This is a genomic window from Flavitalea plasmicola, from assembly GCF_030546645.1.
Classification (GTDB): domain Bacteria; phylum Bacteroidota; class Bacteroidia; order Chitinophagales; family Chitinophagaceae; genus Puia.
In genome coordinates this window covers 489945-512433 of record NZ_JAUOTO010000006.1, presented here as the reverse complement: position 1 = coordinate 512433, position 22489 = coordinate 489945, and the positions used below count along the sequence as shown (strand labels likewise).

General features: G+C 45.6%; 22 protein-coding genes. 13 read left to right on the top strand and 9 right to left on the bottom strand.

Features of this window, described 5'->3' with window-relative positions:
- Positions 1 to 6: 6 nt before the first annotated feature.
- The 3 genes from Q4E93_RS23855 to Q4E93_RS23845 are packed head-to-tail and all read left to right on the top strand — an operon-like array spanning position 7 to position 3927.
- Complete coding sequence (locus Q4E93_RS23855; RefSeq protein WP_303589609.1) at positions 7 to 897, top strand: hypothetical protein; 891 nt, start codon at positions 7 to 9, stop codon at positions 895 to 897.
- 35 nt (positions 898 to 932) lie between these two features.
- Positions 933 to 1490 carry a hypothetical protein gene (locus Q4E93_RS23850; protein WP_303589608.1) on the top strand — a complete coding sequence of 186 codons (558 nt, stop codon included), beginning with the start codon at positions 933 to 935 and terminating at the stop codon, positions 1488 to 1490.
- A gap of 37 nt (positions 1491 to 1527) precedes the next feature.
- On the top strand, positions 1528 to 3927 hold the full coding sequence (locus tag Q4E93_RS23845; protein WP_303589607.1) for a GMC family oxidoreductase N-terminal domain-containing protein: 2400 nt from the start codon (positions 1528 to 1530) through the stop codon (positions 3925 to 3927).
- A gap of 17 nt (positions 3928 to 3944) precedes the next feature.
- Here Q4E93_RS23845 and Q4E93_RS23840 read toward each other — a convergent pair whose 3' ends face one another.
- Together Q4E93_RS23840 and Q4E93_RS23835 are read right to left on the bottom strand one after the other, a co-directional pair.
- Positions 3945 to 4694: an SDR family oxidoreductase gene (locus Q4E93_RS23840; RefSeq protein ID WP_303589605.1), complete on the bottom strand. Its 750-nt coding sequence runs from the start codon at positions 4692 to 4694 to the stop codon at positions 3945 to 3947.
- Between the two features lie 191 nt (positions 4695 to 4885).
- The gene (locus tag Q4E93_RS23835) at positions 4886 to 7516 is read right to left on the bottom strand and encodes a sigma 54-interacting transcriptional regulator (RefSeq protein ID WP_303589603.1); all 2631 of its coding nucleotides are present in this window, start codon (positions 7514 to 7516) and stop codon (positions 4886 to 4888) included.
- 90 nt (positions 7517 to 7606) lie between these two features.
- On the opposite strand from Q4E93_RS23835, the gene Q4E93_RS23830 reads away from it, so the two are divergent.
- The 4 genes from Q4E93_RS23830 (at position 7607) to Q4E93_RS23815 (ending at position 12007) form a co-directional block, all read left to right on the top strand.
- Entirely contained in the window at positions 7607 to 8182 is a 576-nt protein-coding gene (locus Q4E93_RS23830; RefSeq protein WP_303589600.1) for a Crp/Fnr family transcriptional regulator, read from the top strand.
- Between the two features lie 65 nt (positions 8183 to 8247).
- Positions 8248 to 8916 carry a M24 family metallopeptidase gene (locus tag Q4E93_RS23825; protein WP_303589598.1) on the top strand — a complete coding sequence of 223 codons (669 nt, stop codon included), beginning with the start codon at positions 8248 to 8250 and terminating at the stop codon, positions 8914 to 8916.
- A 9-nt stretch (positions 8917 to 8925) separates the two neighbouring features.
- Complete coding sequence (locus tag Q4E93_RS23820; RefSeq protein WP_303589596.1) at positions 8926 to 9495, top strand: cysteine hydrolase family protein; 570 nt, start codon at positions 8926 to 8928, stop codon at positions 9493 to 9495.
- Positions 9496 to 9547: 52 nt separating this feature from the next.
- Positions 9548 to 12007: a glycoside hydrolase family 95 protein gene (locus Q4E93_RS23815; protein ID WP_303589593.1), complete on the top strand. Its 2460-nt coding sequence runs from the start codon at positions 9548 to 9550 to the stop codon at positions 12005 to 12007.
- Here the strand turns inward: Q4E93_RS23815 and Q4E93_RS23810 are convergent.
- From Q4E93_RS23810 to Q4E93_RS23790, 5 genes are all read right to left on the bottom strand, one after another.
- Positions 12004 to 12900 carry an AraC family transcriptional regulator gene (locus Q4E93_RS23810; RefSeq protein ID WP_303589591.1) on the bottom strand — a complete coding sequence of 299 codons (897 nt, stop codon included), beginning with the start codon at positions 12898 to 12900 and terminating at the stop codon, positions 12004 to 12006. The two genes, Q4E93_RS23815 and Q4E93_RS23810, sit on opposite strands and share 4 nt — an antisense overlap.
- 138 nt (positions 12901 to 13038) lie before the next feature.
- Positions 13039 to 13449, bottom strand: a complete 411-nt coding sequence (locus Q4E93_RS23805) for a fasciclin domain-containing protein (RefSeq protein ID WP_303589589.1) — start codon at positions 13447 to 13449, stop codon at positions 13039 to 13041.
- 90 nt (positions 13450 to 13539) lie between these two features.
- Entirely contained in the window at positions 13540 to 13917 is a 378-nt protein-coding gene (locus Q4E93_RS23800; protein ID WP_303589587.1) for a hypothetical protein, read from the bottom strand.
- 111 nt (positions 13918 to 14028) lie between these two features.
- Positions 14029 to 14703, bottom strand: coding sequence for a LytR/AlgR family response regulator transcription factor (locus Q4E93_RS23795; protein WP_303589585.1), 675 nt, complete (start codon positions 14701 to 14703; stop codon positions 14029 to 14031).
- A gap of 10 nt (positions 14704 to 14713) precedes the next feature.
- Positions 14714 to 15742 (bottom strand): sensor histidine kinase, encoded by a 1029-nt coding sequence (locus tag Q4E93_RS23790; RefSeq protein WP_303589583.1) that lies wholly within the window; start codon positions 15740 to 15742, stop codon positions 14714 to 14716.
- A gap of 157 nt (positions 15743 to 15899) precedes the next feature.
- On the opposite strand from Q4E93_RS23790, the gene Q4E93_RS23785 reads away from it, so the two are divergent.
- The 4 genes from Q4E93_RS23785 to Q4E93_RS23770 are packed head-to-tail and all read left to right on the top strand — an operon-like array spanning position 15900 to position 19587.
- Complete coding sequence (locus Q4E93_RS23785) at positions 15900 to 16562, top strand: DUF4395 domain-containing protein (protein WP_303589581.1); 663 nt, start codon at positions 15900 to 15902, stop codon at positions 16560 to 16562.
- 20 nt (positions 16563 to 16582) lie between these two features.
- Positions 16583 to 18052: an aminotransferase class V-fold PLP-dependent enzyme gene (locus Q4E93_RS23780; RefSeq protein WP_303589579.1), complete on the top strand. Its 1470-nt coding sequence runs from the start codon at positions 16583 to 16585 to the stop codon at positions 18050 to 18052.
- Positions 18053 to 18054: 2 nt separating this feature from the next.
- The gene (locus tag Q4E93_RS23775) at positions 18055 to 18906 is read left to right on the top strand and encodes an N-acyl homoserine lactonase family protein (RefSeq protein WP_303589578.1); all 852 of its coding nucleotides are present in this window, start codon (positions 18055 to 18057) and stop codon (positions 18904 to 18906) included.
- Positions 18907 to 19587 carry an alpha/beta fold hydrolase gene (locus Q4E93_RS23770; protein ID WP_303589576.1) on the top strand — a complete coding sequence of 227 codons (681 nt, stop codon included), beginning with the start codon at positions 18907 to 18909 and terminating at the stop codon, positions 19585 to 19587. It begins immediately after the preceding gene.
- A gap of 2 nt (positions 19588 to 19589) precedes the next feature.
- On the opposite strand, the gene Q4E93_RS23765 is transcribed toward Q4E93_RS23770, so the two are convergent.
- Positions 19590 to 19955 (bottom strand): SnoaL-like domain-containing protein, encoded by a 366-nt coding sequence (locus Q4E93_RS23765; RefSeq protein ID WP_303589574.1) that lies wholly within the window; start codon positions 19953 to 19955, stop codon positions 19590 to 19592.
- 327 nt (positions 19956 to 20282) lie between these two features.
- On the opposite strand from Q4E93_RS23765, the gene Q4E93_RS23760 reads away from it, so the two are divergent.
- The gene (locus Q4E93_RS23760) at positions 20283 to 20684 is read left to right on the top strand and encodes a DoxX family membrane protein (RefSeq protein WP_303589572.1); all 402 of its coding nucleotides are present in this window, start codon (positions 20283 to 20285) and stop codon (positions 20682 to 20684) included.
- Here Q4E93_RS23760 and Q4E93_RS23755 read toward each other — a convergent pair.
- Positions 20671 to 21504, bottom strand: a complete 834-nt coding sequence (locus Q4E93_RS23755; RefSeq protein WP_303589571.1) for a hypothetical protein — start codon at positions 21502 to 21504, stop codon at positions 20671 to 20673. The two genes, Q4E93_RS23760 and Q4E93_RS23755, sit on opposite strands and share 14 nt — an antisense overlap.
- Positions 21505 to 21629: 125 nt before the next feature.
- On the opposite strand from Q4E93_RS23755, the gene Q4E93_RS23750 reads away from it, so the two are divergent.
- Positions 21630 to 22454 (top strand): class I SAM-dependent methyltransferase, encoded by an 825-nt coding sequence (locus tag Q4E93_RS23750; RefSeq protein WP_303589570.1) that lies wholly within the window; start codon positions 21630 to 21632, stop codon positions 22452 to 22454.
- Positions 22455 to 22489: the final 35 nt, after the last annotated feature.

Here is a 22489-nt window from a genome sequence, read left to right as displayed (position 1 = left end):
GAGAACATGAAAACCCCCTTGCTGTATGTAGTGGTAATGCTCACCATGGCTGTTCCCTTTTTTGAAAGCTGCTCCTTCGAAAAGATAGGGCACGATCTTACAAAAGGCGTGTCCTCCCAGACGGACAGCATCGGCCGGACACTGGTGGCGGGGGCAATGAATGAACTAACTAATCCCGCCACCAGGCGGAAAGTGTCATTATTGCTTGATTCCATCCTCACACAGTTCAGCGATTCTCTCAATCTCAGAACCAGGACCCTGGAAGACAGCCTTCTCAACCGAAAGGTATTGGGATGGGCTGATTCGCTGATCCAAACGCTTACGGGCAGCAAAATGAGGATGAATATGGACAGCCTGCAGGGAATCCTGGTGGGAAAAACCAAGCGGGATGTACTACAGATGAGGGATGGGTTCAGTCAATTATTGGCTGAAGTGCTTAGCAATAATACGAAGAACAGGCTTGGCGTAATGCGCGATGAGCTGCTGGGGCCTAAAACAAACGCGGCCGTTACAAAGATCATCGATACGGCGGTCATTCATGTTGTGGACAGTGCTATGCATCGAATATCCGAGCGGTTCCGGGCGGATATCAATCCTCAATTGACCAGGGATATATCATTCGTCAACAAGAATGCTACGTGGCTGCTGATCACTCTGGGGGCTATCGCGGCCGTGATTATATTCCTTGTATGGCAAAACAGGAAGAAATATCTGCGCATGGTGGCCATCATCGCCAAACAGATCCATGATATCCCGGATCAGCAAGTGTATGACCAGGTGACGGCCAGGATCAAGCAGGATTCTGTCGCTACGGGGCTGGAGCCGGATCTCCGGAAATTGCTGGCCAAAAACGGCTTGATAGCGGACACCTCCTGGAAAAAGGATGCTGTCAAATAATAAAGCTTAATTATTAACCAGAAAACTCTTCAGGTATGACTCAAAAATGGACCTACGAAACACTGGCTCAGGCTGACAAGGCGACGCTTGAAAACATCCTCCGTACGGGGACCCCGCCGGACCTGGAAGAGCTGAACGGCTATATTTACTGTGGCTGGAACCATGAATGGATCGGGCGCCTGTCCGGGATCAAATTCAAAAAAGGGTTTTATAAGAAGGATGGTCTGAACTACGGGTTTAATGAAACGGTGGTCCAGGATCACCAGGGCTTCCTGGGGCAATGGGAATCCGGCCTGCACAAGGTACGTCCGAACCAACTGGGTTATTTCAAGACTGCGTATGCGAGGGACCAGCCCGTAACGAAATTGTCCACACCTTATCTGCATCTGGCTACGTTTGATTATACTGTACCGTTTCACAAATGGTACCTTATTTTTTTCTCGGTGATCAAGGATTTTGTCGTTTGCCCGAATGAAGGGGACAATAGCCTGATGCTTTGCAAGGCCTATCTGCATTTTTCAGATAGTTTCAATGTGTTCTATTGCTATTTTATCCTGGGACATCGATATAAGATCCGGTATCTGCCCTGGTGATGTGACCCTATCATTAAATCCTACAAATTTTCCTATCATGAATCCTTCATTGGTCCTTGCCGAGAAACGCCTGCGGACAATTCTGAAATTGCTGCTTTTGCTGAGCCTACTCATCCTTTTCTTCCATGTTTTCCCGAAATGGACGCCGGGATTTCTGGAAGGGTTTGCCTTTCATGGATTTTCGCTGCTGGCAAACCATTCGTTCCCCCAAGGAGCAGTTTTGACGCTCCTGTTGGCGATGGTTATCGGAGATATCCGTCGTTTCAGTGTCCTGTTGCGCCTGCTGATCGGGTTCCTTGTGATCGGGGTGACCTGGTCCATTGTCAACTGGATACGGGCCATGGATCCTCATGCGGGGGATATGCCCTACTGGGCGAAGACGGCCGTTTATGCTGTGATGCTGGTGATCCTCTGGGTGTTGTTCGGTGCGGCGGGACGGGCGCGTTATGCGCTCAAATATCTTTCGGTCCGTCAATTTCAGACTCTGGAAGCCCTGGCGGAAGTTTGTATTGCGGGAGACAGCAGGTCTGAGTTATTGGCAATCCTTCCGGTGGAAGTAGCGATGAACGTCGACAACTATTTGTGGAAGTTCAAGGCCAGATCCAAGTGGGTGATGAAGGTGGTGCTGACCTGTATGGAGTTTTATCCCCTGCTATCTCTCCATGTTCCACTGAGCCAGATGCTGCCTGATGACAGGTTGAAATTCCTAAAGAAACGCTTTCTGACAGCCCCGCAATACCGGATGCTGCCCGATTGGTATGTGCAGCTTACCCAGGCAGCCATCCGAATGTCGAAGCAACTATGTTACATGGGCTATTACAGTGATAAACGGGTGCATGAGGGTATTGGATATACGCCGTTCTCCGGCAGAAAAGATATCAAGGAGCGTTTTGCTGAATTTCCGACTAACCATTCGCAAAGCGCTTCGCTGCGGGTGATGACGGAGTCTGATATAGCGACCAGCGAGATCACGGCGGATGTGGTGATCGTAGGTTCGGGTGCGGGGGCCTCTATCCTCGCCCATCAGCTGGTCGGACTGGGGCGAAAAGTGTTGATGGTGGAGCGCGGTCAGCTGGAATTGCCTTCCACCTTTAATGATAATGAAGTGGACATGGTATCGCGTCTATATGCGGATGGGGCGCTGCAGTTGTCCCGCGATTTCCGTTTCCAGGTCTTCCAGGGCAGCTGCGTCGGAGGATCGACTGTCGTGAATAATGCCGTCTGTTTTGAGACGCCGGACTATATTTTAGATAAATGGATCAATGAAATGGGTATTGGTCTCGACCGGTCAAGGTATGAACAGTCAATGAAGGAGGTCTACAGCTTGATGCATGTGGCCCATACGCCCACTATGACCAGTGAGAAATACCTTAATCCGGGCGGCAGTCTTTTCTCTGCCGCCTGTGCGAAAATGGGATTTGGTAAGCCCCAGCTGGATTCGGTCATGGCGAACATCGACGGATGCGTAGGCTGCGGCTATTGCAACATCGGGTGCCAGTTCGGAAAAAAACTGTCGATGCTGGACACCGTTTTACCACAGACACAGCAAAGCCACCCAGATAAATTGCAGATCCTGGCCGGATGCGAAGGGGTGAGCTTCAACAAAAAGGGAAGCCGGATCGTTTCGCTGACCGGTCAGTTCAAGAGCGGCCGTAAGGTGACCATCAAGGGCAATACATTCGTATCCTCGGCAGGGGCGATCTCTTCCAGTATCTTGCTGATAAAGTCGAAATTAGGGATTGCCAATGCGGGCAAAAAGCTTGCCTTTAACCTGGGATCACAAATAACGGCCGCCTTCAGGCAGCGGGTCAATTCCTATGACGGGCTTCAAATCTCCCATTTTTTGAAAACGGGTGATCGCCGATTTGTGATGGAGACCTGGTATAATCCGCCCATGTTCCAGTCAACAGCCATGCCTGGCTGGTTCGATCAGCATTTTCACAATATGTATGAATACGGAAATATGGCTTGCACGGGCGTGCTGGTAGGAACGTCGTCGAATGCGGAAGTAAAGGCGGCCGGTCTGCTTGGAAGAGATATCAATTATGTCCCCACGGAAGACGATTTTGACAGCCTGATGGAAGCGCTTGAAAAGGCGGCCGAAATATATCTCACCGGCGGAGGGGCCGTTCGGGTAATGCCCAACACATTCAGCTATTATGAGTATAAGACAGTGGAGGAGCTGAAGGAAAACCTCCGGAAAGATGTCAAATCCTCACGGGACATTTCAACAGGGACGGGGCATCCGCAGGGGGGGAATGTCATGAGCAATGATCCCGCTACGGGGGTCGTCGACGAAGGCTTCAAAGTTTTTGGGTTCGACAACCTGTTCGTATGTGATGCGAGCGTCTTTCCAACCAGCCTGGGTGTGAATCCGCAGGTGACGGTGATGGCGCTGGCGCACTACGCGGCGCCGATGATCGCGCGGAATGTGTGACATTTTTAAAAATACGCCTATTGTAGTTGCTTGCTCCACCATTGCTCAAAGTTGATGGCCCCCAGCTCTGCCTGACCAGCTGGTACCAACGCCGTATGGGCAATTTCTCCACCGTAGTACGCCGGCTTGTCGTTAGGTACCACCTTGCGTGGATCATTTGAATGCTGCAGGTACCGCGCAACAATCTCATACATTTTAAAACGTTCCGGGCCGGCTATTTCTACTTTGCCGTTGACGGGGGCCGCTAATGCAAATTTGGCTACAAAGGAGGCTACATCATCCGCAGCAATGGGCTGGAATTGCACATCGGACAGGTGTACTTCATTGCCATCTGCAGCCTGGTTGGCGATGCCAGCCAGGAACTCAAAAAACTGGGTGCTGCGAATGATAGTATACGGCACCCCTGATTTCTTGATCAGATCTTCCTGCACTTGCTTGGCGCGCATATATCCGATGTTTTGCATGACGTCGACTCCGACAATGGAAAGTGCGATGTGGTGTTTTACGTCAGCATTGATCTCTGTCGCCAGTAAATTTCGGCCTGCTGTTTCAAAAAATTCCATGACAGCCTTATCCTCAAATGACGGGGAATTAGCGAGGTCGATGACGACATCTGTATCATTCACGGCCTCGGCTAATCCCTCTCCCGTGACCGTATTAATTCCGGTGGCAGGAGAGGCGGCAATAACCTGGTGTCCTCTTTGACGAAGTTGTGTGACTACTTTGGTTCCAATGAGGCCAGTGCCTCCAATGACTACGATTTTCATAATTTGATTTTTAAATGGTTTGTTGCACATTAAGGCTAATGAAATGCCAATCAATCAAATTATTGATAGTCAAAGAAATGTATAAATCGGCCCTTATATTTTTCACTGTATTTGGTGAAAACACGACTTCTTTCCTTATATATAGGGAAGAGTAAGCAAAAAGCAATTGCAAATAGCGGTAGCCTATTGTATCAAGCGAAATAGTCGCTCTTGCTGATGCCTAACTTTTTCATTTTGGAATGCAGCGTATTACCGGGGATTCCCAGTATTTCAGCAGCGCCGCCGGCGCCTGAAATTTTACCGGTACAACGTTTCAATGTTTCAATAATATAACCGCGTTCTACTTCTTCCAGCGAACGGTTTAAAAGATACGCCTGCCCGGGCCTTTCTGTTTCGGCAGGCTGAGGGATGTATACATCATCCAATGTGCCGTCTGTTGCCAGTAAAATGCTGCGTTCTATTAAATGCTCCAGCTCTCTTACATTGCCCGGCCAGGTATAGCTTCGCAATTGCTGAATTACTTTCGGAGCGACCTTTCTGATCTTACGACCCGTATTCCTGCTGTACTTCTGTACGAAAAAATGGGTAAGCGCTTCGATATCTTCTACCCGCTCACGTAACGGAGGCAGGCTGATAGGAAATACATTCAGACGGAAATATAAATCTGCACGAAAACGTCCGGCCTTTACTTCTTCTTCCAGGTTGCGATTGGTAGCCGCAATTAATCGTACATCGATCTTTATTATTTGTTTGCCTCCCACCCGTTCCAGTTCGCGCTCCTGTATTACCCGCAACAACTTTGCCTGTGCTTCCAATGGCAGCTCTCCAATTTCATCAAGGAACAGGGAACTGTGATTGGCCAGTTCAAACTTGCCGATTCGCCGGTCGATAGCGCCGGTGAAAGCTCCCCTTTCATGACCAAACAATTCACTTTCGATAAGATTTGCGGGTAAGGCAGCGCAATTTACTTTTACCATCAGTTTGTCCTTTCGTGGCGATGCATTGTGAATAGCCCTTGCGATCAATTCCTTGCCGGTGCCAGTTTCGCCCAATACCAAAACGGTGGTGTTTGAATCGGCCACCAGGGACATCAGGCGATATACTTTTTGCATCTGGTCCCCGCCGCCAATAATTTCTGAAAAGTTATAAATAGTTTTGATCTGTTCTTTCAGGTAGTCATTTTCAACTTCCAGTTGCTTTTTGTAGGCCACCAGTTTTTCATTGGCCCTTATATTGGCAATGGCAATAGATATTTGAGCACATATGCCTTTCAACAGTAATTGGCTCAGCCGGTCTGCCAGCAGCCAGATAGTGCCGATGTTTTTATCGGACACCCGTAATGGCAGTCCATACATGTTTTTCAGACCGGTGGTTTTCCATAATTTGGCGTAGGCGTTACCACTCTTTAGTTCCTCTTCCACGTTAAAAACCAATCCATCCTTGCTGGCTAACACCTGCGAAGTGTAGATTTCCCCGATGGTGATCGGGTTGGCCATCATCTTATCAAAATCCACTTTTGCTTTTGTAAATAACGTACTGTCATACATAAATGCAGGCATGTGGATGCCGTCATCATCTATTACCCTGATCATGGAAAGTTTTGTATGCAACGCTTTGTCAAGCACCGTAGAAATAGCGTTCTGCAGGTCCAGCTTCGTTCTTGCCTGTGTAATATCATTACTGAACTTCAGCAGAAAGGCCTGTTCGTCCTGTGTTCTAATGATTTGCTCATTGGCAATAATATTGGCCAGGGCGATGGATATTTGTGCGCAAATACCCTGCAACAACTGCACGTTTATCTCTTCAATTTCCAGCAACAGGATTCCAAGGTTAGCTTCCCCGTTGCGCAGCCGGATACCCACAAAATTCCTGAAACCCATTGCTTTCCAGTTCTGTAAATAAGTGGACGTAATGCCACGTTGTATTTCCCTCTCTACGTTAAGCAATAATGGGATAGGGCTATTCAGTACGCGGTCCTGCAGTCCATCGTTGATGAGATATCTGGCCTGCTCAAGTGCATTTATTATCTTTTGATCGTGTTGTTGTATACCGAGATCATAGATATAGGGACTCATGGTAGTACCATCCTCATTGATCCTGCGGATGACATAGCCGCTCTTCTGTTTCAACTTGCGTATTGCGGCGCCAACGGCGCGTCGCAATTCCACCTTTGTTCTCACTGTTGCGATGTCACTGCTAAAATCAAGAAGAAATGATTTTTCTTTTTCCTTTTTAAGGACCTCTTCATTTTTGATAATATTGGATACAGCGCTCGATAATTGAGGGGCGATACCTTTCATAACACTTCTGAACTCGTCGCTAAAGCCTTCTGGTTTATCGGTATAGGTATGAATAAAGCCTAATGGCTTCCCTTCCTTCATCAGCTTGGTCATTAGAATTTCTCTTACTCCCTTTTCATAATTAACCCTGAGAAAAGGGGGGCTTTGGGGTTTGTCCATTATATCTTCCAGCAAAAAAGATATAGGACCATCTGCCCGCAATACGGCCTGGATAAAAGGTTCGTTCAGCGAAAAATGGGATCGCACCATCTCCTGGTATCTGGCATGCGACCGGATAGGAGAACCTTCGTTATCGAGCAGGAAGGGAGTATAGGTTTCGTCTTTATAGTCGATGAGTGTAACGATCGTATGGCTAATGTAAAACAGCCCTTTGATTCGTTGTTTGAATAAGGTGAGAAGGTCATTCTTTTCCCGGACCCTGGTGATATCATTTCCCAGTTCCAATAAAACTTTTCTTTCCTGTTCGAGTATAGCTGTGCTGGGAGAAGGCAGCTCTACTGCCGGGATTTTTGCCCTTTTCATATAGGAAATTTATGCAAAAATACGGGTATGTAAAGGATTTGGCATTTAGTTGCTAACTTCGACTTCCTATTTTCAAAGTTCAATTAGGCTATGAACTTCAATCTTTTACTCTCTAATATTGCAAGGCATATTTCCCTAAGTCCGGAAGAAATAGCATTTTTCACCTCCCTATTAAAGCCAAAGCTTGTGAAGAAGGGCGAATTCTTACTTCGCGAGGGAAATATATGTAAATATGAATCGTTCGTAGTCAGGGGATGCTTAAAAACATATTACCTGGATGAAAACGGATTCGAACATATTATAGATTTCTCTATTGAAGAATGGTGGGCAGATGATCTATATAGCCTTTTAACTCAAACCCCATCAAAATCGAATATTAAAGCAATCGAGGACACCGATATTTTACAAATAAGCAACCCTGATCTGGAAATGCTGTATCAAAAGATCCCAAAGTTTGAGCGCTTTTTCCGGATACTTTTTCAAAATGCATTCATTACGCAAAGAGAGCAAATAAACCAGGCCTTATCTGCCTCGGCCGAAGAAAGATATAGTTTGTTCTTGAAGCAGAAACCGTACGCCGAAAAGCGTTTCTCTCAAAAAGACATTGCCTCCTACCTTGGCGTCACCCCTCAGTTCTTAAGCGCTTTAAAGAAAAGATTGAGCTAAGTTAATGTAGATTAACTTTCATTCGATGCCAGCTCCTTTATTTTGTATCAAATAATTGTCCCGCTATGACAAGAGAGGCGCTGATCAACGCGCAGAATGTTTCCATTCAATTCTTCAAGGCTGTCGAAGAAAACGAAATGATTGTTGCTGGAAAAACAGAAGCACAGCTCAATGAGGAAATTTGTTTCCTGGCATTAAAAGAATTCGGTATAAGACGGCACTGGCATAAAAAGATCGTGCGAGCTGGCAAGAATACTTTGTCAGTCTATCATGACGACCCTCCTGATCGCGTAATAGATGAAGACGATATCCTGTTTATTGATCTGGGGCCGGTGGTAAAGGGTTACGAGGCCGATATTGGCAGAACATATGTATTGGGAAAGGACCCCCGGAAGCTAAAGCTAAAAAAGGATGTTGAAGCCGCCTGGCATGAAATACAGGCCTGGTATCAACTTCAGACGACATTGAAAGCATCGGCCTTATTTCAATATGCCGCCGGGAAGGCGGAGGAATATGGTTGGGAGTTTGGAGGAGCCATTGCGGGGCATATCATCGGGAAATATCCTCATGAACAGCCGCTCGACCCCCTAAGTCTGGAATTGGATATTCACCCGGATAACCCAAACGATATGTTCCTGCGTGACGAAGATGGTAACGAAAGGCACTGGATCTTAGAACTGCAGTTTACAGATAGAGGGAGCGAAATAGGCGGGTATTTTGAGCAAATGTTATAAAGTGTAAAAATGAATATTTCGAGAATATGCAGGCCCGCGTTAATATTGGTTGACATTCAAAAAGGATTCGATAACATCGAATACTGGGGAGGTCAAAGGAACAATCCGGACGCGGAGGAAAATGCGAGTCACATACTTGAACTGTGGAGAGAGATTGACCTCCCTCTTTTCCACATTCAGCATTGTTCATCTAACACAGGGTCCTTGCTGCATGAAACAAATGATGGAAATGCTTTTAAGGACCTGGTTAAACCCATCGGCCGCGAGCCGATCATTAAAAAGAAGGTGAATAGCGCTTTTATCGGCACAGATCTGAAACAGCGGCTTGACAGGTTGAAAATCAAAAAACTTGTTATAATTGGCTTAACCACCGACCATTGCATATCAACAACGACAAGGATGGCTGGAAATTTTGGATTTGACACTTTCCTGGTTTCTGATGCAACGGCAACCTTCAATAAAAAGGGTATTGACGGAAAATATTATTCAGCGGAACTCATCCATGCAACAGCATTGGCAAGCCTGAATGAGGAATTTGCAAAGGTTGTCACAACAGAGTTTTTGAAAAAGAATATTTGATAAGTTGGCTGGCTGCTGTCACTCTATTATATTTACAGATAACTCAGCCTTTATGCCATTATTGAAAGCAATCCGTCAAAATTCCCTGGTACTCATTTTTTTATACTCCACCAACCTATACGCACAGAGCGATCTCCGCATGCTGTTTAAAGTACCCGCTGACAATTATCATTCTTCCTCTCCCCTGGGTAATGGCCGTTTGGGGGCTATGGTTTTTGGGAGGCCCGACAGAGAGCGGATCGTGTTAAATGAAATTTCAATGTGGAGCGGAGGGATACAGGATGCGGATGATCCCAATGCAATCAACTATCTTCCCCGGATCAGGCAATTGTTGCTCGAAGGCCGAAACGCAGAGGCTCAGGAGCTCATGCAGAAAAACTTTATATGCAAAGGGAAAGGCTCTGGTTCGGGCGAAGGTGCCAACGTCAAATATGGTTGTTATCAGACACTCGGAGATCTTTTTATCGATTGGGCGGATGGTTCCTCACCCGTACAGAATTACCAAAGGGCACTTCGGCTGGATAGCGCTTTTACAACCACTTCATGGCAAAGAAAAGGAATTACTTATACAGAGGAAGTTATGGTTTCTGCGCCGTCGCAGGTGATTGCTATCCGTTTAAAAGCTTCCAGGCCGGGCGCTTTATCTTTTTCTACCCGCCTCTTCAGAAAGGAACGTGCCGGCTACGTGATGGGGAAAGGCCAGATGTATATGAAGGGAGTTATGAATAGCGAAGGAAATGAAGGCATCCATTACGCTGCCGTACTAAAAGCAATACCCCTGAGTGGGCGGCTATCGGTTACTGACACCAGTATTGTGATCGCCGATGCAAACGAATGTATTCTATTAATAGGAGCTGCCACCGATATGAACTGGCCAAAGGTAGAAACGCGGGGGCCGGAGCCATTACCTGTTGTGCTCCAAACGTTAACCAAATTATCGGATAAATCCTGGACAAAATTGCTGACGGAACACGTACAGGATTACCAATATTATTTTAACAGGTGTCGTTTGAATTTTACAGCTGCCGGGAATAGTACAGAAATAGCACAGCTAAGTGTGTTGGAAAGACTGGCTCGTTTTGGCAACGGAGCGTCAGATCCTGACCTGATCAACATGTACTTCAATTTTGGCAGGTACTTGCTGATCTCTTCTTCCCGCCCCGGAGGCATGCCCGCGAATTTGCAGGGATTATGGGCCGATGAATACCAGACACCCTGGAACGGCGATTATCATACGGATATTAATGTGCAAATGAATTACTGGCCGGCGGAGGTTACCAATCTTGCGGACTGCCATCAGCCAATGTTTACTTTGTTGGCACAAATGGCCGATCATGGCAGGCGTACTGCAAAGACCTATTACGGAGCCAGGGGCTGGGTAACACATCCTATTACCAACCCATGGGGTTATACATCGCCGGGCGAAAGCGCCAACTGGGGTTCCACCGTCACTGGCGGCACATGGGCTACCATGCATTTGTGGCATCATTACCAATACGCTCCAGACAAGAGTTTTCTCGCTTCTGTTTATCCGATCATTAAAGGAGCCGCACAGTTCTTTAGCGATATCATAATAGAAGAAACAAAACATAGCTGGTTGGTCACAGCCCCATCCAATTCTCCTGAAAATTCTTTTTTTGGACCCAACGGAGAAATTATTGCTAACTGCATGGGCCCGACGGTGGATATGGAACTTGGAAGGGAGATATTGAGCGAGGCGATAGAGGCTTCGACCATTTTAAATACCGATAGGATCTGGAGGGATAGCCTTCGTTCTATTATTCCCAGGCTCGCACCCTTACAAATAAGCCCTTCGACGGGAGCATTGCAGGAGTGGTTGGAAGATTATAAGGAAGTGGAGCCGGAACATCGTCACACATCCCATTTAATGGCAGTTTATCCGCTTGACGAGATCACTCCATGGGAGACACCTGCCTTTGCAAAAGCAGCAGCGGTGACTTTAGAAAGACGTAAAAAGAGCGGAATAGGGTGGGTCTGGGCCTGGCGGATGGCTTTGTATGCCCGAATGCAGGATGGCAACAAGGCCTTGTCTTTCCTGCGTTCTTTTCTAACGCCTTCCAGTGCTTCTGAAATAGATTATAATAGGGGTGCTGGTACCTATCCCAATCTTTTTTGCGCAGGGCCGCCGTTCCAGATAGATGGGAACCTGGGCGCCACTGCCGGTATCGCGGAAATGCTGATACAGAGTCACGGCAAGCATAACATTATCCGCATATTGCCCGCCCTGCCTGCAGATACCTCTCTCCAAAGTGGATCAGTAAAAGGACTACGGGCTCGGCAAGGATTTGAAGTTTCGTTTAACTGGCAGCAGGGCAAAGTAAAAAAGATAAAGATTCGTTCCGCCAACGGATTGCCTTGTCACATCTTATTGCATGGCAAAACAACTATCAGGGACTCGGCCGGCAAGCCCGTCGCCTATAAAAAAGACGCAGAGGATGTAATTGAATTTATCACACAAAAAGGGATGGAATATTTTTTCTCCATCGGTTAGCTTTTCTTCTGAAGTGCCCTGTATTGATCAGGCGAGACTTTCATGTATTTTTTAAAGAGCCTTGAAAAATAATAAGGATCGTCATAGCCAATTTCCGTCGCCACTTTTTTAATTTTAATATCCGAGCTGTACAACAGCAGGCAGGCTTTCTGTAATTTCAGGTGAATAAAATAGTCAAGCGGCGCCATGCCGGTCGCCTTGCGAAACAGGCTGGAAAAATGGGAAGTGGACAAGCCTTGCTTCAGCGCCATGTCTTCTACGGTGAGCTGCTGGTGCAATTTGCTTTGCATGAACAGGATAGTATCGTTGATCAGATCTTTTGCATCCTGTTTCTTTTCATTCACCTGCCGGTCCGGGTAAAGGAAGGTGGCGATAAAATTATACAGGCACATATTTGTATTCGTGAGGTTCTCTATGCTATATCCTCTTTCCAGGTTCTGGTACATCATATTCCAGATTTGCAGCCCTTTCTCATTAAATATGATCGGCTGCGGACCGTCAAACATTCCGATTTTGAAACAACGGTTGAATGTATCCATATCCCGGCCGCTAAAATGCACCCAGTAAATTGTCCAAGGATCATTTTCATCCGCTCCATACCGCAGGAAGCTCTTTAACGCGGGTATGATGATATATTCATTAACACCTACTTCAAAACGCTTTTTGCCAAGTTCATACCAACCTTTACCACGGAGACAATAGATCAGAATATTATCAGGGCAGCCTTTTTCCCATTCACGGTAATGAGCGGTTGCGTTGGGAAAATAGCCGATATGTTTTATATAAAGCTGGCTCAATACAACATTATCCCTGATGGCTTTTTTCCAGACGGATTCGGGGAGATTGATCATTTTTTCTCCTTCAAACCCATCCCGCCTTTTAATAGTTTTCATTCTGCATGCCTTGATATAAGTTTTAAAGATATATAATTCTCTTTATTCCAGACACAGGAACGCCAATAATCGTAAAAGGCCTTAAGTCATTAGACTTAAAGCCTTTTACGGTCCGCAGGACCATGATAATGATGAAACCTAATTTTTTGTCATCACGGTATCCAACGAATGGATCACCCCATTAGATATTTTTGTATCATAGCTCTTAATATTGGCACCCTCGATACTAACCTCTCCATTATTCACCTGAACAAGTAATTCCTTTCCATTCACTGTTTTCAGTTTCTCGCCATCTTTCAGATCTTTAAAATCGATTTTCCCCGGCACCACATGGCAATTCAGCAAGTCGGCCAGTTTGGCCTTATTTTCCGGCATTAACAAGTTCTCCAATATCCCTTTTTCCAGTTTTGCAAAAGCAATGTCAGAAGGTGCAAAAACAGTGAACGGCCCCCTGCTGCTTAACACTTGATCCAGATCCGAGGCCATAACGGCTTTTTTCAATGTCGTCATATGTTTATCAACATTGACAACCTGTGTGATATTTGACATAATTATCTATTTGTATGTCGGTAGAATCACCGGCGATGTAAGGTAGGCATAAATTGGCCGGTCCCGGTGTTAATGTTTCGTGCTGCCCAATCACTTTATTGCAAAGCTGGATTTCGGCAGATAGAAAAGGATCTTCTTGCCGCTTCCCGTAACGTAGTTCATCTTAGCAAAACTGCCTGCCATGCCCAAATATAAGATCTTGTCGCCCACTTTCATCTTATCCGTATCAAAATAAGCTCCCAGAAGGCACTTGCTTGAATTGTCCGTTACCGTGTTGACATTCGAAGAAAAACAGATCATTTTCCGGGTCGTAATATTGGGATATTGATATCCTAATATCGTATAATTCGATGGCTGATCAGGAGCGATGGTGAATTCTTTCGTCTTTTTATCTACACGGCCAACCACCTGCCCAATGGCGCTGGATGTGACCAGCAGGAATAAAACAAATGTAAGGATCTTGTTCATTTTGAGGTGTTTAAAGGGATAAATAATCAATTTATAAATCGCAAGGTATATGCCAATTTAATTCGATCACATGTAACGCTTAATCCTGTATTTAATTTTGCAAGCCAGGACTTATAATTTCTCCATGCCGTCCCTATAACCTTTTCCAATAGGTATGGACACGCCGTTCATTTCGATCATCTCGGCCGTGTAAGATTCAATCCGGCGTATGGAAACGATAAAAGATCTGTGCACCCGTTTGAAGAGATGGGGAGGCAATATAGCCTCGATCTCATGTGTGCTCATCTTTGAAATATATTCATTTTGAGTGGTTATGATCTTGACGTATTCCCGTTGGCTTTCAATATAGACGATCTCTGAAAAGAGGACCTTCACTTTTTTCTTTTGGACATTGATAAAAAAGAAGTCTCTCAACTCCGCGTCATCCGCCGGTTCCCGATTTGTCATGTGTATGGTCCTGACCTTGGTCACAGCCACCAGGAACCGCTCGAAATCAAATGGTTTCAGCAAATAATCCGTCACGTTCAGGTTAAAACCTTCCACAGCGTATTGGTGGTAAGCCGTAGTAATAATAACTGCTGGCGGATTGGTAAGCGTTTTTAAAAAAGACATACCTTTTAGTTTGGGAAGATGGATGTCCAGGAAAATAAGATGAGTGGTCGTATGACGCAGATAGTCGGCCGCCAGGATAGCGTCTTTAAAAGTCCCTTGCAGCTCCAGAAAGGGCACGTGAGAGATGTAATCGATTAGGACTTTTACGGCCAAAGGCTCATCTTCTATGATCATACATTTTATTTTAGACATGGCTTGCAAGATTGATCTTTAAAGTGGCGGAAAATTCGGACATGTGTTGTTCCAACAAGACATGGTAGTCGGTGTAAAGCAATTCGAGCTGACGGCGGAGATTCGAAAGCCCGATATTTTCTTTCACTTTCCCATCGCCGGAGAACTCTTCCGTCGAGTTTCTTACGAAAAACGCCAGTTGGCGCTTGACGATGGAAAGATGAATATCGATGAATGGCTGGTTTCTCGTTTCAGAAACCCCATGTTTGAAAGCGTTCTCGACCAAAGGGATCAGCAGCAGTGGCGGTAATGCCTGCTTCATATCTTCCACATCGTAGTTAAAATTGATCCGCAGGGAATCATCGTAGCGTAGTTTTTCAAGAGAGATATAGTCTCCGATGATCTTCAGCTCCTGCTCAACAGCTATGTATGGACCGCCAGCCTCGTATAACATATAACGCATTATTTGTGACAGCCGCAGGATCGTTTCGGGTGTCTGGTCAGATTTGTCCCTTGCCAGTGAGTAGATATTATTTAAGGTATTGAACAGGAAATGGGGATTGGTTTGCGACTTGAGATAGTTCAATTCGGCTTGCTGCTTTTCTATCCGCAGCTGTTGGGTAGTCTGTTTTAATTTGATATGATTATAAATATGTCTGATAATCCCAAAGAAAAATATGGAACTTACGCTGTATTCCATTTGTGGGGAAACCTCCTGTGATCCTGGCGGGAATGAGGTATAGATTTTTAGCGCGATCCCTATCTGCCGCCAGAGATACAGGCCCTCTGAGTACAAAAAGAGATGCGCTACTATCAGCAACAAGGACCGTACGAATTTCCTCCAGCTTAACATCGGGAAAGTATACTCAAAGAGGATGTAATTCAGAATGGTCACATAGCCCACCCTCCAGCAATCATTCGCAAATCTTTGCCCGGCCTCGGCTAAGCCCTGCGTCAAATGGTGGACCAGGCTCAGCAATAGAAATGCGAGACCAATCCATGCGTATAATTTAAATCGTTTGATGTCCAGGAGGGTTTTCATTATGTTATTTGACGGATTAAATATCGTTAAATCTTTTCTCCTTTTTTATTCCATTCGATCGTTGACCGCGAATCGCATTTCGTATACCCCAATCTCTTGTCTATTGATGCAACTTGCACTCTTTGAGTTATTTAGCTAGTATTATGAAAAAACTACCATGAGCAAAACAATACAGTTCGGCGAAGAGGTGGCCGGGTATGAAATACGGGTTTTAAATGAAAGGGAGATCAGGGCCGCGGCGGGCATCCTCTTCCTGGCGACCTTCCTTTCACTGATGTTCATCGTGTTTAAAAATAATTTCTTGCCGATCAAATATGTTATCACCCTGTTTTTTATTGATTTTGCCATACGGGTTTTTATAAACCCCAAGTTCTCCCCTATGTTAATCATTGGCCGCCTGATCGTTGGCAGGCAAACACCCGAATATGTGGGTGCCCGGCAAAAAAGGTTTGCCTGGGTCATTGGCCTGGTCCTGTCGGCAACCATGTTCATTTTTATGGTGTTGGTCAACTCCTATAGTCCGATCACCGGTATTATCTGCCTCATCTGCTTGATATTTCTCTTTTTTGAAGCGGTGTTCGGTATTTGCCTGGGATGTAAATTTTATCCGTTGCTTTTTAAGGGAAAGACCCAATACTGTCCCGGAGAAATTTGCGATGTTCGCTCTAAACAGGAAATTCAGAAAACCTCAATATCCCAGTTGATGATCGTCTTGGGATTTGCGGTCTTTATTTTCTTCCTTGGCGCATATTTCAATAATTATTTTAGCAAAAAACCCCATGCTCTTTTTGACCTCTATGCTTCCGAAAAAAATAAATAAGCACGGATCAATCCTGATATATGCACGCGGTAATCTCATTAGAAGAATATTTTTCCCCTTTTCGCCGGAACATCATCGGCTGCGAGCAGCTTTTTGAATCTCCTTTTGGGCAAAAAAGGATACTATATGCAGACTGGACAGCCAGCGGCAGGGCCTATGGGCCAATCGAGACAAGCCTGCAAAATGAAATACTACCTTTTTTCGGGAATACGCACACCGAAACAAGCATTACAGGAAGAATGATGTCAAGCGCTTACGGGCAGGCGAAAGCCATAGTCAGGGAACATGTCAATGCAAAGAAAGATGATGTATTGGTCTTTTGCGGTAGTGGTATGACGGCTGCCGTTAATAAACTACAGAGGATCATGGGGCTTCGGGTATCGGAAGGGGTCATGGACTATGTCAAATATTTCCAGCCGGACGAATCTGTAAAACCGCTGGTTTTGGTTACCCATATGGAACACCACAGTAATCATATCAGTTGGCTGGAGACTATCGCGACGGTTGAAATGATCCGGCCACGCGAAGATGGGAATGTCGATCTGGAGCATCTCAGGGAACTGTTGGAACGATTCCGCCATCGGAAGATGAAGATTGCGGCGGTTACCGCTTGTTCGAATGTCACGGGGATCGAAACACCCGTTCAGGAGATAGCGACCATCATGCATGAGAACGATGGTTTCTGTTTCGTAGACTATGCTTGTTCGGCTCCTTATGTTCGTATAGATATGCACCCCGGATCGGGTGCAGCGGATTTGGATGCGATCTATTTTTCTTTCCATAAGTTTTTAGGCGGCCCGGGCACCCCGGGCATCCTGATCTTTAACAGCAAACTATATAAGAATCGCATCCCCGATCAGCCCGGCGGAGGCACTATCATATATAGCAATCCATGGAAGGCACATGAATATATCTCCGACATTGAACTACGGGAAGATGGCGGCACGCCGCCCATCCTGCAGGGGATAAAAGCAGGCATGTGCGTACGGTTGAAGGAGGAGATGGGCGTGGCAAGAATGCTGGATCGGGAAACGGAGATGCTTCGCCGCCTTTTCGATCGTTTTGAGCAGATCGATGGCGTCGAAATATTGGGAGCGACCAGGAAGCGATTGGGCGTTATCTCATTTACGGTGAAGCATGCACATTATGATCTGATCGTGAAGATCCTGAACGACAGGTTTGGGATCCAGGCAAGGGGTGGATGCAGCTGTGCGGGTACTTATGGACATGTGCTGCTGGGCATCGATAAGATCCGGTCTTACAAGATCCTGAATGCACTCCGGGCTGGTGAGATGTGGTGTAAGCCGGGCTGGGTCAGACTGTCCATTCATCCTACCATGACCGATGCAGAAATAGATTATATGATGGATGCGGTGGAAAGCACGGTTGACCAGTACGTCGAATGGGAGAAAGACTATGCTTACGACCCGGTGTGCAGTGAATATACTTTCAGGAAGTCCGGGAAGTCGGATCTTTCAGTATATTTATAATCATGAAGTACGTGATTTTTTTTGCACTCCTATTCTCTTTCGTCCAGGCTTTTTCCCAATCCCCGGGCTATCAGGTCTACGCGCTAAGATTCGCCTCCATGGGTCATCCCTCCCCAATTGCAGACTGGTCCGACCATGCCCCCCGAAAAGACAGTATAAACATCGATTTTATGATTTGGCTGGTCCGGGGGAACAATGGGAGGAATATCCTCGTGGATGCAGGATTTCTCCCCGATATGATAAATACGGAAGATGCAAAAGAGTTTGCCATCAAACAGTACGTCCGCCCGGACTCCACCCTTTCGAAGCTGGGACTAAAAGCCGGAGACATTACGGACATTATATTGAGCCATCCGCATTGGGACCATATTGACGGGATCAGCTTATTCCCGAATGCGCACATTTGGATCCAAAAAGAGGATTATAACTATTTTGTAGGCGCCGCCTGGCAAAAGGGCGGGTTTAATGGCGGTTTCAATAAACGGGACGTGCGTTTGCTCGTCGATATGAACCTGGCGCGAAGAGTGACGCTTGTCGATGGCGATAATAAAGAAATAATACCCGGGATAAAGGTACTCACTGGTTCAAGACATACTTTCAATTCACAATTTGTATTGGTGGAGACGGGCAGGAACAAGGTTCTTCTTGCTTCGGATAATATCTGGGTCTATTACAGCCTCGAACATTTGTGCCCGCCGTCTCCCGGCGGCACATTCGATACGACAGCTTATGTAAAGTCGATGCAAAGGATGAAGACCCTGGTAACCGACCCAAGGTTTATTATCCCGGGACATGATGCGAGGATCTTCGCAATATTCCCTAAAATATCGGAAGGCGTCGTTAAAATAAAATGAATGCATCTACTCTTATTACACGGGGCCCTCGGCGCTGAAAATCAGCTAAGCCCCCTCGCTGCCGAGCTGGAAAACGAGTTCACCGTTCATACGATGGATTTCTCTGGCCATGGCAGGGAGCCATTTCCCGATAGCCCTTTTTCAATTCCTATGTTCGCGCAGGATGTCCTCACCTATATGGACGAAATGCAACTACCCGAAACATCGATCTTCGGCTATAGCATGGGCGGATATGTCGGTATGTACCTGGCACTGCACCATCGTTCACGCGTAACCAAACTGGCTACCCTGGCGACGAAATTTCATTGGGATCCGACCATAGCCCAACGTGAAATACAGATGATCAACCCCGAAAAGATCCTGGAAAAGCTCCCGCCATTTGCAAAAATCCTGGAACAACGTCATCAGCCGAAAGACTGGAAGACAGTATTACAAAAAACCGCTGATCTCTTAATAGACCTGGGAGATAAGCCCCTTTTATCTGCGGATAATTGCAACAATATCCTAGTCCCGACCCTCCTGATGCTGGGGGACCGTGATAAAATGGTCAGCCTGGGGGAAACAGCAGATATACATAAAAGCATACCGAATGCCCAGTTAGCGATCCTTCCCGGAACGCCTCATCCCATCGAGCAAGTGGATACAATCCAGCTAGCGGATCACCTTCGGCGTTTCTTATAAGATCAATAGAAAAAGGTTTCCGAAACGATCTTGCCGTTCTTCACTTCAATGACAGCGATCTCCTCCGAGATTGCCCTGGGCCTGCCTTTATAGGTAACATCCCTTTTCAATACGGTGGTGAAGAAATTGCCTGCGACGAGAGGTTCGCTGGTATGGCGGCTGTGCATCGTCTCGATCATGGCACGATGGGTATCGGTCTTAACTTTCACGGCCACTTTTCCCCGGGTTATGGTTTCGATGCCGGCCGGCGCGCGATTTTCGGGTTCCCGGGATATGATGCTCTCGTCATGGAGGGTCTCCTGGATCTCGTTCCATTTGTTCTGGCAGGCCAACTCGTAATAGCGGAAGGCGACTTCCTGTGTTGTCATATATATGTTTTTTTAGTGATGATCTTTCCGCTACAAAGATGACGGTGCACTGTGACAACCCTATGTCAGGAGCCCTTTTTATGGAAGGCGATTGGTAGTGCGTCGGAAATAAGGTTGCTTTTTTAACTCCTAAGGTTTCACCTAATCTGTTGATAATTAATAGTTAAAATGAAGGTTGAGGATTGTATTGTGCAAATCTTACAATTTGTGTAAGATTTGCGCATGATTAAACGTCGACCCGAATCTCAGATAACAGGAGTTTAAGCAATAGAACTTATATCAAAAGGCATGTAACCCTTTTCTAAGATCCGGTGTAAAAATAATGTCATGAAAATTGCAGTTCTCATCTCCCGTCTGCTTCTCGGATTTCTCTACCTGGTGTTCGGTCTTGATTATTTTCTGCATTTTATCCCTTATCAGCCGCCGCAGCATCCGGGAGCAGCTGGGTTATTTAAAGCAGGCCTTCTGGCTACAGGTTATTTCTATCCCATGCAAAAAGTCATTCAAATAGCAGGCGGCATGTCTTTATTGTCTAACTGGTACACTCCCTTTTTTGCGGTCGTTCTCTTCCCCATCAGTGTTAACGTGTTCCTTTTTCACACCATCCTGGTGCCCTCGGGCTGGTTGATGGGTGTCCTCCTGCTACTTCCCAATTTGCTGCTTGGCCTCGGCTATCGCGCCTGTTACCGTGGCCTCTTTACCGCCCGGCCGGTTATTAAGTCCAAATAATTGGATTGCCTGTCAATAGCGAAGCGATTGCCAATTTTCTCAATGGTTCTAAAATGTACTGATACTCGTTTGCGATTGCATTTTTCTTTTTTATTACAATAAATTCGAATTCAATTGCAACATTTTCCTCATCCGGATGAAGTTTAACTGAACATTCAAAACTTTTTGTAGTCGGAATATCAATGAACCTGTAAACACTCTTTGAAATTGTTTGTTGCAAGAAATTGATCGAACGAAACACTATTTTAGGAACAACTCCATTGTATTTTTTCTTATTTTGTAAAATGAAAAAGCCGTCTTTGTCAATGCCATAGTTAATCTTGTTATTTGCGGTATACACAAAAATTTCCCGAGAATCAGATTTGACTGACGCCTTTAGATCTCCTGTAGATTTTTCTTGAAGTGAAACAAATTCCTCAGGCGTTGTTTCGTTCCCAAGGTCTTCTAACTCTTGAAGTAATTTATTTGCAAATCCTGCCGGCAAAGTCCCCCCATTGACAGTAGGTAGATATTCAGTCAAAATTGGAAATTTGTCCTTCCCGCCAAGTTTATGAACAATGTGTTTAAAAGCTGCCATTCCAGACATATTGGAAAGATATTCATATGCGGCATTCATATCCTTATGTTCACAAGCGGTGCGCTTCCATTCGTCAAATTCTTTGTCCATTTTATAACAAAGTTCCTCGTTCTTTTTCCACATTTCGCTTGTTATTTCAAGGTAAACGCCCTCATCATCAAAGCTTATAAACTCTTTGTATGGCGGGGCAGCAGTTTTGCCGTCCGTATAGCAATTACAATTTACAAATGCACTATAGCTCATAGGCAAATGTAGCGGATTCCAGCTCACAATATGTTAGTGTGCAAATATGACTATTTATGGATAATTTTATAGATATCTATTCGCCATGTGACTTTTTATGCTTCTTAAATGTAAACATAGAACCTATGAATGAGACTTCGACTACGGTACGTTCCGTTGATATTTCGGGAGACACAGCCGCTCACTATGACCAATTTTTCGGTCCCCTATTTTTTGAACCATATGCCCTGGAAGTTGTAAAACGAATAGACCCAACTTTCGTCGCAATTGTACTGGAAATTGCTGCAGGAACTGGCCGGGTTACACGTCATATCCGGGAATGTATCTCAACCTCTGCAAAGCTGGTCGCTTCGGATATTAGCGAGGATATGTTGAGTGAAGCAAAAAAGAAATTAAGCCATCTTAATATCGAATGGCAAAATATCGACGCACAACATCTCCCTTTTAATGATAACAGTATCGATGTGGTTGTCTGTTGCTTTGGATATATGTTTGTTCCCGACAAACCAAAGGCGTTCGAGGAAGCATATCGCGTTTTAAGACCAGGAGGCATGTTATTATTTACAACCTGGGATAAGCTGGAGCAAAACGCTGCATCCTATACTGCCCGATCTATAGCAAAGGAATATTTGGATCAGCCGTTACTAGATTCATATAATCTTGCAACCTCGATGAGTGATGAAACTGTAATAGACCAATTATTGCGGGATGCAGGATTTTCAAAAATAACCATTGAAAAAGTAAAGCAATTTTCCGTCAGCCCTTCTGCAAAAGAAGCTGCACATGGCCTTGTAGAGGGAGGAGGACCTCTTTATAAAGAAATCATAAAGCGTAATCCCGCATGGATAGACGAGATAAAGCTTAAATTGGAAAAAGAACTTTCCGAAAAATTCGGCGCGGCTCCTATGATCGCTCCTATAAGCGCAGTAATCAGCCAGGCGTGGAAATGATATTAACCTTTCTTATTTTGTATCTTTGAAGAGCA

Coding starts and splice junctions, on each gene's coding strand:
- Q4E93_RS23775 (WP_303589578.1), top strand. CDS start 18,055: ATGAAGTACGTGATTTTTTTTGCACTCCTATTCTCTTTCGTCCAGGCT.
- Q4E93_RS23795 (WP_303589585.1), bottom strand. CDS start 14,703: ATGATCATAGAAGATGAGCCTTTGGCCGTAAAAGTCCTAATCGATTAC.
- Q4E93_RS23755 (WP_303589571.1), bottom strand. CDS start 21,504: ATGAGCTATAGTGCATTTGTAAATTGTAATTGCTATACGGACGGCAAA.
- Q4E93_RS23790 (WP_303589583.1), bottom strand. CDS start 15,742: ATGAAAACCCTCCTGGACATCAAACGATTTAAATTATACGCATGGATT.
- Q4E93_RS23850 (WP_303589608.1), top strand. CDS start 933: ATGACTCAAAAATGGACCTACGAAACACTGGCTCAGGCTGACAAGGCG.
- Q4E93_RS23810 (WP_303589591.1), bottom strand. CDS start 12,900: ATGAAAACTATTAAAAGGCGGGATGGGTTTGAAGGAGAAAAAATGATC.
- Q4E93_RS23805 (WP_303589589.1), bottom strand. CDS start 13,449: ATGTCAAATATCACACAGGTTGTCAATGTTGATAAACATATGACGACA.
- Q4E93_RS23760 (WP_303589572.1), top strand. CDS start 20,283: ATGAAAATTGCAGTTCTCATCTCCCGTCTGCTTCTCGGATTTCTCTAC.
- Q4E93_RS23815 (WP_303589593.1), top strand. CDS start 9,548: ATGCCATTATTGAAAGCAATCCGTCAAAATTCCCTGGTACTCATTTTT.
- Q4E93_RS23770 (WP_303589576.1), top strand. CDS start 18,907: ATGCATCTACTCTTATTACACGGGGCCCTCGGCGCTGAAAATCAGCTA.
- Q4E93_RS23780 (WP_303589579.1), top strand. CDS start 16,583: ATGCACGCGGTAATCTCATTAGAAGAATATTTTTCCCCTTTTCGCCGG.
- Q4E93_RS23820 (WP_303589596.1), top strand. CDS start 8,926: ATGAATATTTCGAGAATATGCAGGCCCGCGTTAATATTGGTTGACATT.
- Q4E93_RS23830 (WP_303589600.1), top strand. CDS start 7,607: ATGAACTTCAATCTTTTACTCTCTAATATTGCAAGGCATATTTCCCTA.
- Q4E93_RS23845 (WP_303589607.1), top strand. CDS start 1,528: ATGAATCCTTCATTGGTCCTTGCCGAGAAACGCCTGCGGACAATTCTG.
- Q4E93_RS23825 (WP_303589598.1), top strand. CDS start 8,248: ATGACAAGAGAGGCGCTGATCAACGCGCAGAATGTTTCCATTCAATTC.
- Q4E93_RS23835 (WP_303589603.1), bottom strand. CDS start 7,516: ATGAAAAGGGCAAAAATCCCGGCAGTAGAGCTGCCTTCTCCCAGCACA.
- Q4E93_RS23750 (WP_303589570.1), top strand. CDS start 21,630: ATGAATGAGACTTCGACTACGGTACGTTCCGTTGATATTTCGGGAGAC.
- Q4E93_RS23855 (WP_303589609.1), top strand. CDS start 7: ATGAAAACCCCCTTGCTGTATGTAGTGGTAATGCTCACCATGGCTGTT.
- Q4E93_RS23840 (WP_303589605.1), bottom strand. CDS start 4,694: ATGAAAATCGTAGTCATTGGAGGCACTGGCCTCATTGGAACCAAAGTA.
- Q4E93_RS23765 (WP_303589574.1), bottom strand. CDS start 19,955: ATGACAACACAGGAAGTCGCCTTCCGCTATTACGAGTTGGCCTGCCAG.
- Q4E93_RS23785 (WP_303589581.1), top strand. CDS start 15,900: ATGAGCAAAACAATACAGTTCGGCGAAGAGGTGGCCGGGTATGAAATA.
- Q4E93_RS23800 (WP_303589587.1), bottom strand. CDS start 13,917: ATGAACAAGATCCTTACATTTGTTTTATTCCTGCTGGTCACATCCAGC.